We start from the raw sequence: 15,926 nt of genomic DNA, 5'->3' as shown, positions 1-15,926 counted from the left end.
CCGCCCCTTCGCCACTTGGAGCAAGTCGATGGCCCTCGCCCCGTCGCCGCCCCCGGGCTGCCCCCACACCGGACCCGCCCGTAGGACCGTGGTCCAGGCGGCGGCCCTCGCCGCCGCCGGCATCACCGCGGGCCTCGCGCCCACGGCCCGGGCCGCCGAGGCCCCGGCCCGCCCGGCGGCGGGCCCGGCCGCGGAGCCCGCACTGAGGGACACGGCCCCCGAAGCCCTCCCGCTGCGCACCGACCGAAACTCCCAGGGCGACATCCTCGCCGGGTTCCGCAAGGACCACGCCTGCTTCCTGTTCCTCCACTTCGGCGACGCCGACAAGGCCAGGCGCTGGCTGACCGGCCTGCTGCCCTCGATCTCCACCACCGAGGAAGTGGCCCGCTTCAACCGGGCCTTCAGCAGGGCCCGCCGGCGCAGCGGCGGCACCGACCCCGCCTCCATGGCCACCCTGTGGACCGGGATCGGCCTGACCCACCCGGGGCTGCGCCTGTTCGCGGGCAAGGAACCCTTCCCCGCCGCTCCGCCCGGCTCCAGCGCCGAGGCCTTCACCCAGGGTTCCGCCGCCCGCGCGCAGCAGCTCGGCGACACCGGCACCAGCGCCCCGCAGTCCTGGCTGTTCGGCGCCGAGGAGCCCGGCCGCGCGGTGCACGCCGTCCTCACGCTCGCCGCCGACCAGCCCGAACGCCTCACCACCGCAGTCGCCGAACACCGCGCGGGCGCGGCCGCGGCCGGCGGGACGGTCCTGTTCCGCCAGGACGGGGCCACACTCCCCGGCGCGCTGCGCGGGCACGAGCACTTCGGGTTCCTCGACTGCATCAGCCAGCCCGGCGTACGCGGCTTCGACGAGCCCGATCCGGCCGACCCCACCGGCGTGCTGGGCAAGCCCGGAACACGGCTCATCCCCGCCGGCGAGTTCGTCGTCGGCCCCGAGCGGGTGAACAAGCGCCCCACCGGCCTGCCCGCCTGGGCCACCGGCGGCGCCTTCCAGGTGGTACGCCGCCTCGCGCAGGACGTGCCCGGCTGGTGGACCCAGGTCGCCCTGCGCCTCGCCGATCTCCAGCGCGCCGGCGCCGCTCCCGCCGACGCCGGCCGGGAATGGCTCGGAGCCCGCCTGATGGGCCGCTGGCCGGGCGGCATGCCGGTCTCCCTGTGCCCCGCGGCGGAGGAACTGCCCGTGCCGGGCAAGCATCCCGACGCCGGACTCGACTACAGCCAGGACCCGCAGGGCTGGCGGATGCCGCTGTTCGCGCACATCCGCAAGGGGAACCCGCGCGGCGGCCTCGTCCTCACCCCGGGCCGTCCCCCGGTGAACCAGGCGGAGCTCGACGCGCGGCGCCTGATGCGGCGCGGAATCCCGTACGGCCCCGTCTACAAGCCCGAACTGGGCGAGGAGCACGGTCCGCAGGCCCCGCGCGGGCTGGTCTTCGTCTGCCACCAGTCGGACCTGGTGGGGCAGTTCGAACTGGTGATGCGCAAGTGGGTGAACGAGCCGGACTTCCCGGCCGGGCGCAACCCACGCACCGGCTGCGACCCGGTGCTCGGCCCCGACTCGCCCATCGCGTTCGAGACCCCCTCGGCGGACGGCACCGGCAGCCGGGCCAACACCCTCCACTTCGGCCGGTTCGTGCGCACCGAGGGCTCGGTCTACGCCTTCAGCCCCTCCCTCCCCGTCCTGCGCGCCCTGGCCAAGGGGGAACTCGACGCGTCCATCGAGTTCCACACCGGTTCCGTCCTGCGCCCCGGCGACGTCCTCGACGCGGGGAAGGCCCGGCTGACCCTCGACGCCTCGGGCGACCTCGCCCTGCTCGACACCCGGGGCACCCGTACTTGGCGCACGTACACCGGTGGCGTCGGCCACGACGCCGTGCTCACCCAGGACGGCGAACTGCTCGTGCGCGACGCCGACGGCGCCACGGTCTGGTCCAGCGGGACCGGCGGCCACCCCGGCGCACGCCTGCTGCTGCGCCCCACCGGAGAGCTGGTGATCCTGGACGGGAAGCGGGTGCTGTGGAAGGCCTCCGCCTCGTAGGGTGACCGCATGGCGATCACGGCACCAGTGACAGGCGACACCCGGCTGATCTACGGCTGCATGGCTCTCGGCGGGAGCTGGGAGCCCGGCCCGTACCGGGCCGAGGACATCGACGAGGCGGAGGCGGTGATCGAGGCCGCCCTCGACAGCGGGATCACGATGTTCGACCACGCCGACATCTACCGGCACGGCAAGGCGGAAGGCGTCTTCGGCGAGGTGCTCGCCCGCACCCCCGGCCTGCGCGAGCGCATCACCCTGCAGACCAAGTGCGGCATCCGGCTCGCCGAAGGCGACCGCCCCGGCATCTACGACCTGCGGGGCGCGAGCATCGTCCGCCGCGTCGAGGAGAGCCTCACGCGGCTGCGCACCGATGTCATCGACGTCCTGCTCCTGCACCGGCCCGACCCCCTGGCCGACCCGGCGGACATCGCCGAGGCACTCACCTCGCTGCACCGCCAGGGCCTCGTGCGGCAGTTCGGCGTCTCCAACATGAGCGCCGCCCAGTGCGCCCACCTGCAACGCCACCTCGACCTCCCGCTCGTCGCCAACCAGCTGGAGATGAGCCTGCACCGGCGGGACTGGCTCGAGGACGGGGTCCTCGTGAACACCCCGGCCGCGGCTGCCGTCGGCTTCCCCGCCGGCACCGTCGAGTACTGCACGGCGAACGGAGTCCGCCTCCAGGCCTACGGGGCCCTGGCCCAAGGACGCTTCACCGGAAGGGAGTCGAGCGTGGGGGAGCACGCGACCGCCGAGCACCTGCGCGCCCTGGCCAAGGCGAAGGACACGACGCCGGAGGCGATCCTGCTGTGGTGGCTGCAACGCCACCCGGCCCGGATCGCCCCCGTGATCGGCACCGGCCGCCCCGAGCGCATCCGGGCCTGCCGCGACGCCGCGCTGCGCGCCCCGGACCTCGGCCACGAGGAGTGGTACTCCCTGTGGCTCACGGCCCGGGGCGGGCCGCTTCCCTAAGGCGTGCCGTTCGCGCCTAGCCGGGCGAACCGACCGCGCACACCAGGATCGGGGTGGCCCGGCGCGGGTCGAGGGCGTTGCGGACCATGTGCCAGACGTTGAGGTCGTAGGCCTCGCCGATGTGGCCCACCGGGTCGAAGGGGCAGAAGTCCTGCACGTACTGGTTCTTGACCCCCGGCTCGCGGACGAACGCGGTCTCGGTCGGGGTCACCAGCTCGTCGTAGCGCGAGGTGATGATGGTGTACGCGATCCCGGGCTGGGCCACCGGACCGTCGTTCAGCGCCAGGATCGCGGGCCCGCCGGGGACCTCGTCGGCGAGCACCGGGATGCCGATGGTGGTCACGATCTTCTCCATGGTGGCCCGGCCGATCAGCTTGTCGCCCAGGTCCAGCAGCCCGGCGGCGTTCGTGCCGTGGGTCGGGGGAGCGATGGCCACGACCGCCTTGATGTGGGGCTGGATGCCCTGCATCTTGGCGAGGTAGAGGGCCTGGAGCCCGCCCTCGGAGTGGCCGACGACGGAGACCTTGTCCGCGCCGGTCGCGCCGCGCACCTTCTCCACGTACTCCTTGATCTCCAGGTTCGAGACGGCCACCGGCTCGAGGCCGCCGACCAGCGGGAAGCCGTCGTAGGCGCCGTAGGTCAGGGCGAAGGTGCAGTAGCCGCGGGCGGCGAGGTCGAGCTGGAGGAAGTTGAGGTCCTCGTACCAGGTGGCGAAGGTGCCGTGGAGGAGCACCACGGGCTCGGGGTGCGCGGCGCTCGGCCGGCAGGAGAAGTCGTTGACCCCGCCTCCCGTGACGCCCTCGGTGGCGGCGTTCGCCGGGAAGGCGACGCCCATCATGAGGGCCAGCGGGAGGGCGGCCCTGGCGAGCAGGGTGCGGGTGCGCGACGCACGGGTACGGCGGGCCATACGACATCTCCTGACGGGGGGTCGTGCACTGGTCGGACTGCACAGAATGCTCCGGCGCGCCGCCCCTGTCCCCTGGCGGTACGCGCAGAATGCTTCCTCCCGCGTTTGTGCACGGTGACAATGCGGGGATGGACGACGCGGGCGGGACGGCGGGCGTGGCGGCGGGAGTGGTGTCAGGTGGGACGGCGGACGGGGCGGCCGGTGGGGAGTTCGCGGCCGCGCAGGAGCTCGCCGCCGCGCTGCTGCCCCGGATACCGGAGATGGCGGCCGAGACCGTCGCCCGGCTGACCGCCGCCATCCCCGCCTACCGGCTGCTGCCCGACAGCGTCCTCGGCGGGGACCTCGTCGCGAACACCGAAGCCGTGCTGAAACTGTTCTTCACCACCGTCGCCGAAGGGCGGGCACCCACCGAAGCAGAGCTGGCCGCCCCCGTCGCCTGGGGCGCCGAGCGGGCCCGGGACGGGGTCCCCCTGGAGGCGGTGCTACGGGTCTACCCGCTCGGCGCCCGCCGCGCCTGGGAGCTCGCCGCGGCCGGCCCGGACCCCGTCGCCGATCCGTACGCCCTGGTCACAGGCCTGCTGGCGTTCCTCGGCGAGGTCATGCCCAAGGTCGCCGAGGCCTACCTGCGGGAACAGGCCGACCTCGACTGGGAGCAGCGCGAACACGGCCGCAACCTCGCCGGAGTCCTGCTCGCGGGCCGCCCGGCGCGCCGCGCGGCCGAGCGGTACGGCCGAACCCTCGCCGAACGGTACGAGGTGCTCGTCCTTCGCCTGCCCGAGGCACCCGGCGGTGCGACGAACCGGATCCTGCGCGCCCTGCGCTCCGAACTGGACGGCAACCCGGAGGTACTGGCCACCTTCAAGGGCGAAGGCGGCGTCCTCCTGGTCCCGCTCGCCCCGCCCGGTCCGCTCGGGGCACTCGCCCCGCCCGGCCCGGACGGCGCGACCCGGCGGCTGCTCGGCCGGCTCGACACGGCGGCCGAACTGCGGTGCACGGCGGCGGCCGCCGTCGCCGAGGACCACGGGTCGATCCCTCAGGCCCAGGCGGAGGCCTCCGAAGTGCTCTCCCTGGCCGAGGACTTGGGGCGCCCGCCGGGGCTCTACCGACTGGCCGACCTCGCCGTCGAGTACCAGCTCGTGCAGCCCGGCCCGGCCCGCGACGCCCTGGCCCGCGTCCTGACACCCCTCGACGACCAGCCCCATCTGATCGCCACACTGCGGGAGTTCATCGCGGCCGGCTACCGGCGCGCCGAGGCCGCCGAAGCCCTCACCGTCCACCGCAACACCCTGACCTACCGCCTGGGCCGCATCCGGCTGCTCACCGGCCACGACGCCACCGACCCCACGGGAGCCCGCCACCTCGCGGCCGCCCTCACGGCGTACGGCGCAGCCCGCCGCACAGGCCCCTGAGACACACCGGCGGGCCGCTTGCCCACCCCGTTCCTCAGAGGACCGGCGGTCGGCCCGCGGCCGTGAGGCGTGCCACGGTGCGCCAGCGGAGGGGCCGCCGCAGTTGGTCGTGCCGGGCCGCCCATCCTTCGCGCAGGCCCTGGAGCGAGTCCCGGAGTCCGCCGCCGCGCAGCCCGCGCAGTGCCGTGACGACCGTCCAGATGCCGAGGTACGCGGGGATGAGGGGCGCGGGGAGGTTGCGGTAGGCGAGCCAGACGCGGTTGCGGGCGGCCAGCCGGTGGAAGAGCGCGTGCCGGGTGGGGCTGGTGACCGGGTGGTGCATCCGGACCTGCGCCGCGTACCAGCCGGTGCCGCCCTGATCCCAGAGCCGGTACGCGAGGTCGATGCCCTCGTGGTACAGGAAGAAGTCGGGCCAGCCCCCGGCCGTGTCGAAGGCGTCCCGGCGGACCATGACCACGCCTTCGGTCATGGTGGCGATCGTGCCGGGCCGCCCCGGATCGCCGGCGCGCAGCCGGGGCACCCAACGGCGCGGCGTGGTGGTGTCGTCGGGCCCGGTCAACCGCGGCTGGACGTACGCGGCCTCCGGGCGCCGGCGGGCTTCGGCCACCAGCCGGGACAGGACGTCGGGCCGGGGGAAGGAGGCGTCGTTGTCGAGGAAGAAGAGGAACTCGCTGCCCGTGTCCCGCAGGGCGAGCGCCCCGCGGTTGCGGCCCTCGGGGATGCCGAGGTTCTCCGGGAGGGTGACGACGGTGGCCCCGTCCACCGAGAGCGAGGGATCGCAGCCGTTGCCGACGATGACGAGGTGGAGCTCGACGTCCTCCTGCGCGAGGAGCGTGCGGACGGCCGCGGCTTCCTCGTCGGGGCGGTCGTTCATCGTCAGCAGGACGACGTCGATCCCGGTCGCGGCGGGGGAGTGGGAGGTGGGGGAGGAGGAGGCGGGCACGGACCGGATGTTATCGGAGCCGCCGCGCCCGCCCCCGACGGGAAGCCGGGACGGTTCAGGTGAGGGGGAGCAGCCGGGACGGTCCGTGCGCCGACGCGAGCGCGGAGGCGGACGCGAGCGGAGCATCGGTGGCGGCGCCCAGCGCACTGCCGGCCAGCCAGGCGTCCCAGCCGAGGTTCCAGTCCCCGAACCCGTTGGCGAACGGGGCCATCGGCTCACCGCCACTGTTCACCACCGACACCACGTCCCCCTCCCGCACCGTGTCGAAGAACCAGGCCGCGTCGGCGGTGCTCATGCCGGTGCAGCCGTGACTGACGTTCTCCTCGCCCTGCGCGTCGACCGACCAGGGCGCGGCGTGCACGTACTCCCCGCTCCACGTCACCCGGGTCGCGTAGAAGACGGGCAGGTCGTAGAACTCGCTCGTGCCGCGCTTGATGCCGACCGTGTCCCCGCGCATGCGCACCTTGCGCTCCTTGCCGAGCACGACCTTGATGCCGGTGCGCGTCAGGAAGCCCGCCTTGCCGGTGGTCACCGGGATGGTCCGGACGGTCCGGCCGTTGCGCCGTACGGTCATCTCGTGCGCGGCGGCGTCGGTGACCGCCTCGATCCGGTCCCCGATGGTGAACCGGAGCGACTCGGAGGGGCCGCCGTACTGCCGTTCCCCGACCTCGACGCCGTCAAGGCCGCTGACCACGTGCACCACGGCGTGGGCGGGCCAGTAGGTACGGGGCCGGTAGTGCAGGGTCGAGTCGTCGACCCAGTGCCAGGCCCCCTCGACCGCCGGTTCCGAGGTGACCTGCAAGGCACGCTCCAGCCTGGCCCGCGCCGCCGGGTCGGAGGCCGGGACGGGGTGGCTCAGGGAGGCCGTCACGATCTGCCCGGCCCCGTACATGCCCGGCCGGGGCCCGAACTCGGCGGTGAGCCGGTCGTCCTGCACCGTCGGCGCGGTCCGGAAGGCCATGGTCACGCCGACCGGAGTCCCCGCCACGTCCTGGGCGCCGACCTGGACGGTGTAGGTCTCGCCGGCCCGCAACGGCTCGGTGTTGCTCCAGTGGTGCCCCCGGGCGCCCAGGGCGCCGCCCACGTAGCGGCCGTGGCCGTCGTGGACGGTGACGTAGGTGAGCAGCCCCGGTCCGGCGAGGGCGATCTCCAGGGGGCCGGCCGCGTCGGTGGGCAGGACGACCGTGTGCGCCACCGCCCGGGCCGCGCCGCGGGACGAGGGATCGCGGACCACGGAACCGGCTCCGCTGGCGGTGGCCCGGACCAGCTGCTCCTCCAGTCCGCCGCACAGTCCGGCCCGGAAGGCGTCCATCGCGCACCGCCGGCCCCCGTCGTCCAGCACCCGGCCGACCAATAGCTCGACGGAGCCGGCGGGCTCGCCGCCGGTCTGCGGTCCGTCACCGGAACGCGACGCGGACTGCGGCGCGGCGGCGACGACGAAGACCACCCCGGCCACCGCCCCGGCCACGCTCAACGCCTTGCCCCGTCGCCGGAGTCCTCCACGGTGTGTCGATGACAGCATGCGCGCCACGCAGCCCTCCCAGATCGCCTTCGGCCGGATGGCAGCATCAAAACGATTTCCGGGCAGCCCGATGATCATGAACTCGGCCCATGGGGCCGAACGGGCACCGAAGAGGGCTCGTACGGAGTAGGGGGAGGGGTGCTTCAGGCCGTCGCCGTGACGTCGGCGACGGCGGTGACCTTGGCGACGGCTGTGACGTTGCCGATGAAAGCGGCGAGGTTCGCGACCGTCCGCTGGATCTTCTCCTCCAGGGTGAGCGACTCGTGGAGCCGCCCGTCCGGGCCCGCGTCCTTCTTGCCCCGTACGTAGAGCGAGCAGGCGAGGTCCCCGCAGATGTAGGCGCCCACGGTGTTGCCCTGCTGCCCGGCCTTGCCCGCCTTCGGCGCGACCATCAGCGAGACGCCCCCGGTGTGGGTGGTCAGACACAGCGAGCACATGCTGCGCCGCGCCTGCGAGGAGGCGACGCCGGAGGAGCGCAGCGCGAGGGCGACCGGGCGGCCGTCCAGCTCGGTGACGAGGTAGGCGCGCTCGGGTGCCTTGGGGTCCCACCAGCCGAGGAAGTCCAGGTCGGCCCAGGGGCGCTCGGCCAGGTCGCGGGGCACGGACAGGCGCTTGGCCTCGCCCTTGGTGCAGTTCACGAAGGCGGTACGGATCTCTTGCTCGGTCAACGGCTTCATGAGCGGCAGGCTAATTTGCCTAAAGGTTTTAGGCAAATGCATAATGGCTATCGCCAGCTAGGAGGCACATGATGGTTCGAGCAGGACTCACCACCGAGCGGCTGACCCGGGCGGGCGCGGAGCTCGCCGACGAGGTCGGCTTCGAGCAGGTGACCGTCTCGGCGCTCGCCCGGCGGTTCGACGTCAAGGTCGCGAGCCTCTACTCGCACCTGAAGAACTCCCAGGACCTCAGGACCCGGATCGCCCTCTTCGCCCTGGAGGAACTGGCCGACCGGGTCGCGGCGGCCCTGGCCGGGCGGGCCGGCAGGGACGCCCTCGCCGCCTTCGCGGACGCGTACCGGGACTACGCCCGGCAGCACCCCGGTCGCTACGACGCCGCCCGGCTCCGGCTCGACCCCGAGACGGCGGCCGCCAGTGCGGGCGTCCGGCACGCCCAGATGACGCGGGCGATCCTGCGCGGCTACGACCTGACGGAACCCGACCAGACGCACGCGGTCCGGATGCTCGGCAGCGTCTTCCACGGCTACGTCAGCCTGGAGCTGGGCGGCGGCTTCAGCCACACCGCCGTGGACCCGCAGGAGTCCTGGGACTGGATCGTGGACTCGCTCGACGCGATGCTGCGCAAGCCCCGGAACCCCGAAACTCCGTAGCTCTGCAACCCCGAAACTCCGTAGCTCTGCAACCCCGTAACTCCGTAACCCCGTAACCCCCATGACCCCGTAACCCCGATCTCCACGAGGCTGAGGCGATGACCACCGACCACGACCGGATCACCACGCCGATCACCGAGGACCTCCTGCGCGGCGCGGCCGACGTGGAACGCACCGAGCACGGCCTGCTGCCCCACCGGCTGCCCGCCCGGGCCCGCCTGCAGATCCCCGACGACCAGCTGGCCACGGCCGAGGCCCGCCCGTCCGGCGTGCGCCTCGCCTTCCGTACCCGCGCCACCGTCATCGAGCTGGACGCCCTGCCCACGAAGAGGACCTACCGGGGCTTCCCGGTCCCACCGGACGGCGCGTACGACCTCGTGATCGACGGCGTGCTCACGGCCCGGGCCACCGTGCCCGGCGGCAGGGTCCGCACCCTCGACCTGGCCACCCAGGCGGTCGAACTCGAAGAGGGGCCGCCCGGCACCGCCCGCTTCGCGGATCTCCCCGCGCGGGACAAGGACGTCGAGATCTGGCTCCCCCACACCGAGGTCACCGAGCTGATCGCGCTGCGCACCGACGCTCCCGTCACTTCGGCGCCGGACAGCGGCCGCAGGGTGTGGCTGCACCACGGCAGCTCCATCAGCCACGGCTCGAACGCGGCGCGTCCCACCGGCACCTGGCCGGCACTGGCCGCGGCGCAGGGTGCGGTGGACCTGCTCAACATGGGGTTCTCCGGCAGCGCCCTGCTGGACCCCTTCACGGCCCGCGCGATGCGCGACACCCCCGCCGACCTGATCAGCGTCAAGGTCGGCATCAACATCGTGAATCTGGACGTGATGCGGCTGCGCGCCTTCGCCCCTGCGGTCCACGGCTTCCTCGACACCCTCCGCGAGGGCCATCCGAAGACGCCGCTCCTCGTGGTGTCGCCCATCCTGTGCCCGATCCAGGAGGACACCCCCGGCCCCCTCACCACCGACTTCAGCACCGGGACCCTGCGGTTCAAGGCCCTGGGCGACCCGGCCGAACGGGCCGCCGGACGCCTGACGCTCAACGTCGTCCGCGATGCGCTCGCCGGCATCGTCGCCCAGCGGGCGGCCGCGGACCCGCACTTGCACTACCTCGACGGCCGCGACCTCTACGGCGCTGCGGACCACGCCGAGCTGCCGCTGCCGGACGACCTGCACCCCGACTCCGCGGGCCACGTACGCATCGCCGAGAACTTCGCCCGCCACGCCTTCGCCGCCGGGGGCCCCTTCGCCCCGTCGGCCGGCTGAACCACCCCGCGCCGCGGCCCGGCGGGGCGGCCCCACGGAGCCCCGCCGGACTCGCCGCGCACACGGCCGCGCGTCACAATGACGGCACGCGCGCCCAGTGCCCAGAACATCAGCGGCCCGCCATTTTGCATGATCATGCATCATCGCGCATACTCATCCCATGTCAAAGGTTCTCACCTCCCTGCCCACCGGCGAGCGCGTCGGTATCGCCTTCTCCGGAGGCCTCGACACCTCCGTCGCCGTCGCCTGGATGCGCGACAAGGGTGCCGTCCCCTGCACCTACACCGCCGACATCGGCCAGTACGACGAGCCCGACATCGCGTCGGTGCCCGCGCGGGCCACGGCGTACGGTGCCGAGATCGCGCGCCTGGTCGACTGCCGTGCGGCGCTCGTGGAAGAGGGCCTGGCCGCTCTCGCCTGCGGCGCGTTCCACATCCGCTCGGGCGGCCGCGCCTACTTCAACACGACGCCCCTCGGCCGCGCCGTGACCGGCACCCTGCTGGTCCGCGCGATGCTCGAGGACGACGTGCAGATCTGGGGCGACGGGTCGACCTTCAAGGGCAATGACATCGAGCGGTTCTACCGCTACGGCCTGCTCGCCAACCCGCACCTGCGCATCTACAAGCCCTGGCTCGACGCGGACTTCGTCACCGAGCTCGGCGGTCGCAAGGAGATGTCGGAGTGGCTGCTCGCCCACGAGCTGCCTTACCGCGACAGCACCGAGAAGGCGTACTCGACCGACGCCAACATCTGGGGCGCCACCCACGAGGCGAAGACCCTGGAGCACCTCGACACCGGTGTGGAGACCGTCGAGCCGATCATGGGCGTCCGGTTCTGGGACCCCTCGGTCGAGATCGCCACCGAGGACGTGACCATCGGCTTCGAGCAGGGCCGCCCGGTCACGATCAACGGCAAGGAGTTCGCCTCCGCCGTCGACCTGGTCATGGAGGCGAACGCCATCGGCGGCCGCCACGGCCTGGGCATGTCGGACCAGATCGAGAACCGGATCATCGAGGCCAAGAGCCGCGGCATCTACGAGGCTCCGGGCCTGGCCCTGCTGCACGCCGCGTACGAGCGCCTCGTCAACGCGATCCACAACGAGGACACGGTCGCCCAGTACCACAACGAGGGCCGCCGCCTCGGCCGCCTCATGTACGAGGGCCGCTGGCTGGACCCGCAGGCGCTGATGATCCGCGAGTCCCTGCAGCGCTGGGTGGGTACGGCGATCACCGGTGAGGTGACGCTGCGCCTGCGCCGCGGCGAGGACTACTCGATCATGAACACCACGGGCCCGGCCTTCAGCTACCACCCGGACAAGCTGTCCATGGAGCGCACCGAGGACTCGGCGTTCGGCCCGGTGGACCGCATCGGCCAGCTCACCATGCGCAACCTCGACATCGCCGACTCCCGCGCGAAGCTGGAGCAGTACGCGGGCCTCGGCATCGTCGGCACCACGCACCCCGCGCTGATCGGCGCCGTCGAGGCGCCCGGCTCCGGCCTGATCGGCGCCATGCCCGAGGGTGGCGCCGAGGCGATCGCCTCGCGCGGCGAGGTCTCCGGCGACGACGAGCTGCTGGACCGTGCCGCGATGGAGTTCGGCACCGACTAGTCGCTTGGTCGCTGCCGGCAGCAGGACGTGACGCGCCGCCCGTGGTCCCCGTGGGGACCGCGGGCGGCGTTCTTGTCGGTCACGGGGCCGTGCTCATCCGGGCCTGCTCATCCAGCCGTGGTCATCCAGGGGGCGACCGCGCCGCCACGGACCCGGCGCACCTGGCCCCGGGAGTCCAGGAGCCGGAGGTCGCGGTGGATGGTCATCGCGCTGACGTCCAGTTCGCGGACGAGCCGTTCGAGGGAGACGTAGCCCTCGCGGCACCTCTGCGAGCGCCTCGGCGTCAGCCGGGTCACGCTCCGCAAGGCGCTGCACGCGCTACAGGAAGAGGACCGGGTACGGCTCTTCGACGAGGCGGTCATGTGCCACTCCGTCACCCTCGTCCCGGCCGAGCGCGCCCCGGGGATCGGCGAGGCCGACTACACCACCGCCTCGATGTACACCGAGCTCACCGCACGCGGCATCGTCCCCACCCGTGCGAGCTACACCGTGCACTCCTCTCTCGCCGCCCCGGACGAGGCCCCCCTGCTCGACCTGGACGAGGGGGCTCCCGTACTCCACATCGAGCAGCTCACCTACGACCAGCACGGCCGGCCCTGCGAGTACGACCGCGTCGTCTACCGAGCCGACCGCTACCGCTTCCACGCGACCCTGACGGCCGGTCCCGGGCGGGACTGAGGGGCCGATGAGGTGCCGGGCGCGCTCGCCAAGGAATTCCGACGGCGTCCTGGCAGGATCGCGGTATGGAACGTGTACTGGGAATCGGTGGATATTTCATGCGGGCCGCGGATCCGGCGGCCCTGGGCGCCTGGTACCGGGACTGCCTGGGGCTGGACTCGGACGAGCACGGTCTGTGGCGTCAGGGAGCCGGGCCGACGGTGTTCGCGCCGTTCGAGTCCGGGACCGACTACTTCGGTTCCCCCACCCAGCAGACCATGCTCAACTTCCGCGTCCGCGACCTGGACGCGATGCTCGCGCAACTGCGTGCCAAGGGGGCGGACGTGGCCCGGGAGACCCAGGACATGGACGGCGTGGGCCGGTTCGGCTGGGTCACCGATCCCGAGGGCAACCGGATCGAGCTCTGGCAGCCCGCCTGATCGCGATGTCGGGCGGAGGACCGTGATCGGGCGGGCTGCTGGGCTTTCGGCGGGGGAGCGCGTCCCTCAGGCGGCGGTGGCTTCGGTAGCCGGTTCGCGGGTGGCCGGCGCCGAAGCCGGCGCCGAAGCCGGGGCCGGAGCCGGGGCCGGAGCCGACGGGGCCGGAGTCGCGGACGGCTGGCCGGCGTACACCGCCTCCGCGGGGAGGTGGCGCTCCAGCCGGGTCAGGGCGAGCGCGGCGCCCAGCGCGGCGACGGTCAGGAACGCCCAGGGCAGGCGGCCGTCGAGCGCGAGCAGCCCCGTGAAGAGGGACGGGGCCAGCGCGGTGGCCAGGGAGTACGACAGCTGGTAGGTGGCGAGGTAGCGGCCGCGCACGGCCTCGGGCGCGGCCGAGACCGACAGGGCGCCGCCCGAGGGGCTGTGGACCAGTTCGCCGACCGTGTAGACCACCACGATCACCAGTAGGGCGACCAGCGTCGCCGTCTGTCCGGGCCGGACCGTGCCGAGCACGATCTGCCCCACGAAGGCTGCGGCGAAGAGCAGTGCCCCGAGGGCCGCGGAGCGGGTGCGTCGGGCTCCGGAACGGCGGACCCGGCCGGCGATCAGGACGCCGATCCCGGCGCAGAGGGCGGTGTTGACCGTGAACGCCGCACCGGTGAGGGAATCGGGTCCGTGCAGCCAGGTGCTGATGTAGAGCGGGAAGAGGACGGACAGGGCCGCGTACCCGAGCGCAGTCAGGAAGTTGGCGGCGGTCAGGCCCAGGAAGGGCCGGTCGGCGAGCACCATCCGGTAGCCCGCGGGCGGACGCTTGGCCGAGGCGGGTGCGCCGCTGCTGGTGCCGGGCTCGCCGTTCACGTGGTCCCGTACCGGCTTCACGCGGCTGACGAGCAGTCCGGCGAGCGCGAAGGCGACCGCGTTGCCCCAGGCCGTGTAGGTGAAGCCCTCCGTGCCCCACAGGGCCAGGACCCCGGAGACGACCAGCGCGCCGGCGCCCATGCCCGCGTTCTGCAGGGCCCGGATGGAGGCCTGGAGGCGGTCGCGGGCGCCGCCCCGGGCCACTTCCCCGATGAGCGACTGCTGCACGATGGGGAAGGAGCGGTCGGCGAGGGCCGTGACCAGCGCGACGGCGGCGAAGGCGGGGAGCGACCCGGCGAGCGGGTAGAGGGCGAAGCCGAGGGCCCGTACCGCGTAGAGCAGCAGGTTGACCTTCCTGGCCCCGAACCGGTCGACGGCCGATCCGGCGAGCGGCATGACCGCGAGTCCGGCCAGGCCGGTCGCCGTCAGCACGATGCCGACGAGGGCGAAGGAGAGGCCGGTGACGTGGTGGAAGAAGACGAGCGAGAAGGGGATGTACATCCCGATCCCGATCGCGCTGATTCCCACCCCGAGGAGCAGCGACCGTTCGGCCGCCACCCGTTCCTCGCGCATGCCCTTGATCACGTCGATCTCTCCCCCGATTAGATTGCTAGGAAGTAGCTTAGCATTAAGCTACTTTGCGTCAAGGGGTTTATGCGCGTCGCGAGGGGAGGTCGCCTGCCCGTCGTGCGCCTGTCGTCCGTGGATCACCGAACGCGCAAGCCGCGGAGGGGTGTTGAGGTTCAGCCCTCCCGGCCGTCCGTGCCGGGATCCTCCCCGCCGCCGAGGTTCCACGCCTCGATGTCGCGGTAGTGGATCGGCCCCGGGCCGCGGCCGATGTTGCTGCCGACCAGGTGCAGACGCTCCGTCCGCCAGCGGCGACCGGCGAACCCGGCGAGTCCGGCGGCGGCCTCCACCGCCGAGGAGACGTCGTTCCGACGGGCGCGGGCCAGCGTCAAATGGGGTCGCAGCGGCCGGACTTCGAAGGGGATGCCGCACTCCTTGACCACGGCGCGGACATCGCCGGCGAGCCGGTGCAGCCCGTCGAGGTCCCCGTCGATCCCGCTCCAGAGCACCCGCTCACCGAAGTGGCCGCCCCCGTGCAGGGCCAGGCGAACGGGACCGCGCGCCGCCGCGAGCTCCGCGAGCGGCGGCCGCAGGAGCGGTACGGCCTCGACCGGCAGTTCGCCGAGGAACGCCAGGGTGATGTGCCAGTCCTCGATGCGGTTCCACCGCATGTGCGGGTACGCGGCGTACGCGGGGCCCAGCTCGCGCGCGAGCTCCTCCTTCGCGTCGTCGGGCGGGGCGAGGGCGATGAACACGCGAACGGTCGCGGGCCCGGTCTGTTCGCTCACATCGTTCACAGGAGACTTCGTACAGTGCTTCGGGCGGTCGGGTCGTTCATCGTGATCAGGTGTAGTCCGCCGTGTTGTGCACGTCGCCGAACCTGGGGAAGATCCGCTCCACGGTGAACTCGTGCTCGTCGGCGGCGAAACCGGACATGGCGTCGGCCACGAACTCCAGCTCGTAGCCGAGGTCGCTCGCGGCCCGCGCCGTGGACTCCACCCCCATCGTGGTGACCAGCCCGCCGAGCACCAGCGTGTCCACCCCCAAGCCGCGCAACCGGTCGTCCAGGCCGGTGTCGTGGAACGCCCCCACGGTGTGCTTGACGATCAGTACGTCGCCCGGCCGCACCAGACCGTCGGCGAAGCCGCTGCCCGGCGGCTGCTCGGCGACGCCCGGCCGGTCCACTCGGACGAGCACCACCGGGCGCCCGTTCGCCCTGAAGGCCTCGGCCAGCCGCAGGCAGCGGGCCAGTACCTCGTCACCGGAGTGAGGGGCGACCGGCATGTCGATGATGCGGGGCATCAGGTCGATGAGGATCAGTGCGGAGGTCACGGGAACGATCATAGGACAGGGCCGTACTGGCGCCGGGGTCCCGGCGGGAGGGGCCGGGCGACAGGGGTCGCGCGGCAGGA

The 15,926-nt window shown here is 73.1% G+C and carries 16 protein-coding genes; 8 read left to right on the top strand and 8 right to left on the bottom strand.

Going from position 1 to position 15,926, the window contains the following annotated elements; translation table 11 throughout:
* Nucleotides 1-28 precede the first annotated feature (28 nt).
* Both ACFVX6_RS28060 and ACFVX6_RS28055 read left to right on the top strand, forming a co-directional pair.
* Entirely contained in the window at nt 29-2,035 is a 2,007-nt protein-coding gene (locus ACFVX6_RS28060; protein WP_389696025.1) for a peroxidase, read from the top strand.
* A 9-nt stretch (nt 2,036-2,044) separates the two neighbouring features.
* Nucleotides 2,045-3,004 carry an aldo/keto reductase family oxidoreductase gene (locus ACFVX6_RS28055; protein ID WP_389696023.1) on the top strand — a complete coding sequence of 320 codons (960 nt, stop codon included), beginning with the start codon at nt 2,045-2,047 and terminating at the stop codon, nt 3,002-3,004.
* Nucleotides 3,005-3,020: 16 nt separating this feature from the next.
* On the opposite strand, the gene ACFVX6_RS28050 is transcribed toward ACFVX6_RS28055, so the two are convergent.
* Complete coding sequence (locus ACFVX6_RS28050) at nt 3,021-3,911, bottom strand: esterase/lipase family protein (RefSeq protein WP_389696021.1); 891 nt, start codon at nt 3,909-3,911, stop codon at nt 3,021-3,023.
* Nucleotides 3,912-4,039: 128 nt separating this feature from the next.
* On the opposite strand from ACFVX6_RS28050, the gene ACFVX6_RS28045 reads away from it, so the two are divergent.
* Nucleotides 4,040-5,320: a PucR family transcriptional regulator gene (locus ACFVX6_RS28045; RefSeq protein WP_389696019.1), complete on the top strand. Its 1,281-nt coding sequence runs from the start codon at nt 4,040-4,042 to the stop codon at nt 5,318-5,320.
* Between the two features lie 34 nt (nt 5,321-5,354).
* Here the strand turns inward: ACFVX6_RS28045 and ACFVX6_RS28040 are convergent, their stop codons facing one another.
* The 3 genes from ACFVX6_RS28040 to ACFVX6_RS28030 form a co-directional block, all read right to left on the bottom strand.
* Entirely contained in the window at nt 5,355-6,263 is a 909-nt protein-coding gene (locus ACFVX6_RS28040) for a glycosyltransferase family 2 protein (protein WP_389696017.1), read from the bottom strand.
* 55 nt (nt 6,264-6,318) lie between these two features.
* Nucleotides 6,319-7,731, bottom strand: coding sequence for an Ig-like domain-containing protein (locus ACFVX6_RS28035; protein ID WP_389696015.1), 1,413 nt, complete (start codon nt 7,729-7,731; stop codon nt 6,319-6,321).
* 197 nt (nt 7,732-7,928) lie between these two features.
* Complete coding sequence (locus ACFVX6_RS28030) at nt 7,929-8,462, bottom strand: FBP domain-containing protein (RefSeq protein ID WP_389696013.1); 534 nt, start codon at nt 8,460-8,462, stop codon at nt 7,929-7,931.
* Nucleotides 8,463-8,533: 71 nt separating this feature from the next.
* Here ACFVX6_RS28030 and ACFVX6_RS28025 point away from each other — a divergent pair, with 71 nt between their 5' ends.
* From ACFVX6_RS28025 to argG, 3 genes are all read left to right on the top strand, one after another.
* Entirely contained in the window at nt 8,534-9,112 is a 579-nt protein-coding gene (locus ACFVX6_RS28025) for a TetR/AcrR family transcriptional regulator (protein ID WP_389696055.1), read from the top strand.
* Between the two features lie 98 nt (nt 9,113-9,210).
* Nucleotides 9,211-10,386, top strand: coding sequence for a GDSL-type esterase/lipase family protein (locus ACFVX6_RS28020; RefSeq protein WP_389696011.1), 1,176 nt, complete (start codon nt 9,211-9,213; stop codon nt 10,384-10,386).
* Between the two features lie 160 nt (nt 10,387-10,546).
* Nucleotides 10,547-11,995 (top strand): argininosuccinate synthase, encoded by a 1,449-nt coding sequence (argG, locus tag ACFVX6_RS28015; RefSeq protein ID WP_389696009.1) that lies wholly within the window; start codon nt 10,547-10,549, stop codon nt 11,993-11,995.
* A 107-nt stretch (nt 11,996-12,102) separates the two neighbouring features.
* Here argG and ACFVX6_RS28010 read toward each other — a convergent pair whose 3' ends face one another.
* Nucleotides 12,103-12,291, bottom strand: a complete 189-nt coding sequence (locus ACFVX6_RS28010) for a DeoR family transcriptional regulator (RefSeq protein ID WP_389696007.1) — start codon at nt 12,289-12,291, stop codon at nt 12,103-12,105.
* Between the two features lie 13 nt (nt 12,292-12,304).
* Between ACFVX6_RS28010 and ACFVX6_RS28005 the strand changes: the two genes are divergently transcribed.
* Together ACFVX6_RS28005 and ACFVX6_RS28000 are read left to right on the top strand one after the other, a co-directional pair.
* Nucleotides 12,305-12,673, top strand: a complete 369-nt coding sequence (locus tag ACFVX6_RS28005; RefSeq protein ID WP_389696053.1) for a GntR family transcriptional regulator — start codon at nt 12,305-12,307, stop codon at nt 12,671-12,673.
* Nucleotides 12,674-12,738: 65 nt separating this feature from the next.
* Complete coding sequence (locus ACFVX6_RS28000; protein ID WP_389696005.1) at nt 12,739-13,092, top strand: VOC family protein; 354 nt, start codon at nt 12,739-12,741, stop codon at nt 13,090-13,092.
* Nucleotides 13,093-13,158: 66 nt separating this feature from the next.
* Here the strand turns inward: ACFVX6_RS28000 and ACFVX6_RS27995 are convergent, their stop codons facing one another.
* From ACFVX6_RS27995 to ACFVX6_RS27985, 3 genes are all read right to left on the bottom strand, one after another.
* Complete coding sequence (locus tag ACFVX6_RS27995) at nt 13,159-14,532, bottom strand: MFS transporter (RefSeq protein ID WP_389696003.1); 1,374 nt, start codon at nt 14,530-14,532, stop codon at nt 13,159-13,161.
* A gap of 158 nt (nt 14,533-14,690) precedes the next feature.
* Complete coding sequence (thpR, locus tag ACFVX6_RS27990) at nt 14,691-15,302, bottom strand: RNA 2',3'-cyclic phosphodiesterase (RefSeq protein WP_389696051.1); 612 nt, start codon at nt 15,300-15,302, stop codon at nt 14,691-14,693.
* Nucleotides 15,303-15,357: 55 nt separating this feature from the next.
* Nucleotides 15,358-15,846 (bottom strand): isochorismatase family protein, encoded by a 489-nt coding sequence (locus ACFVX6_RS27985; RefSeq protein WP_389696001.1) that lies wholly within the window; start codon nt 15,844-15,846, stop codon nt 15,358-15,360.
* Nucleotides 15,847-15,926 lie beyond the last annotated feature (80 nt).

The sequence above is a fragment of the Streptomyces sp. NPDC058289 genome (assembly GCF_042880975.1).
Taxonomy (GTDB): domain Bacteria; phylum Actinomycetota; class Actinomycetes; order Streptomycetales; family Streptomycetaceae; genus Streptomyces; species Streptomyces stoeckheimensis.
Note: the sequence above shows the minus strand (reverse complement) of the source record. Positions and strands in the feature narration are given on the sequence as shown.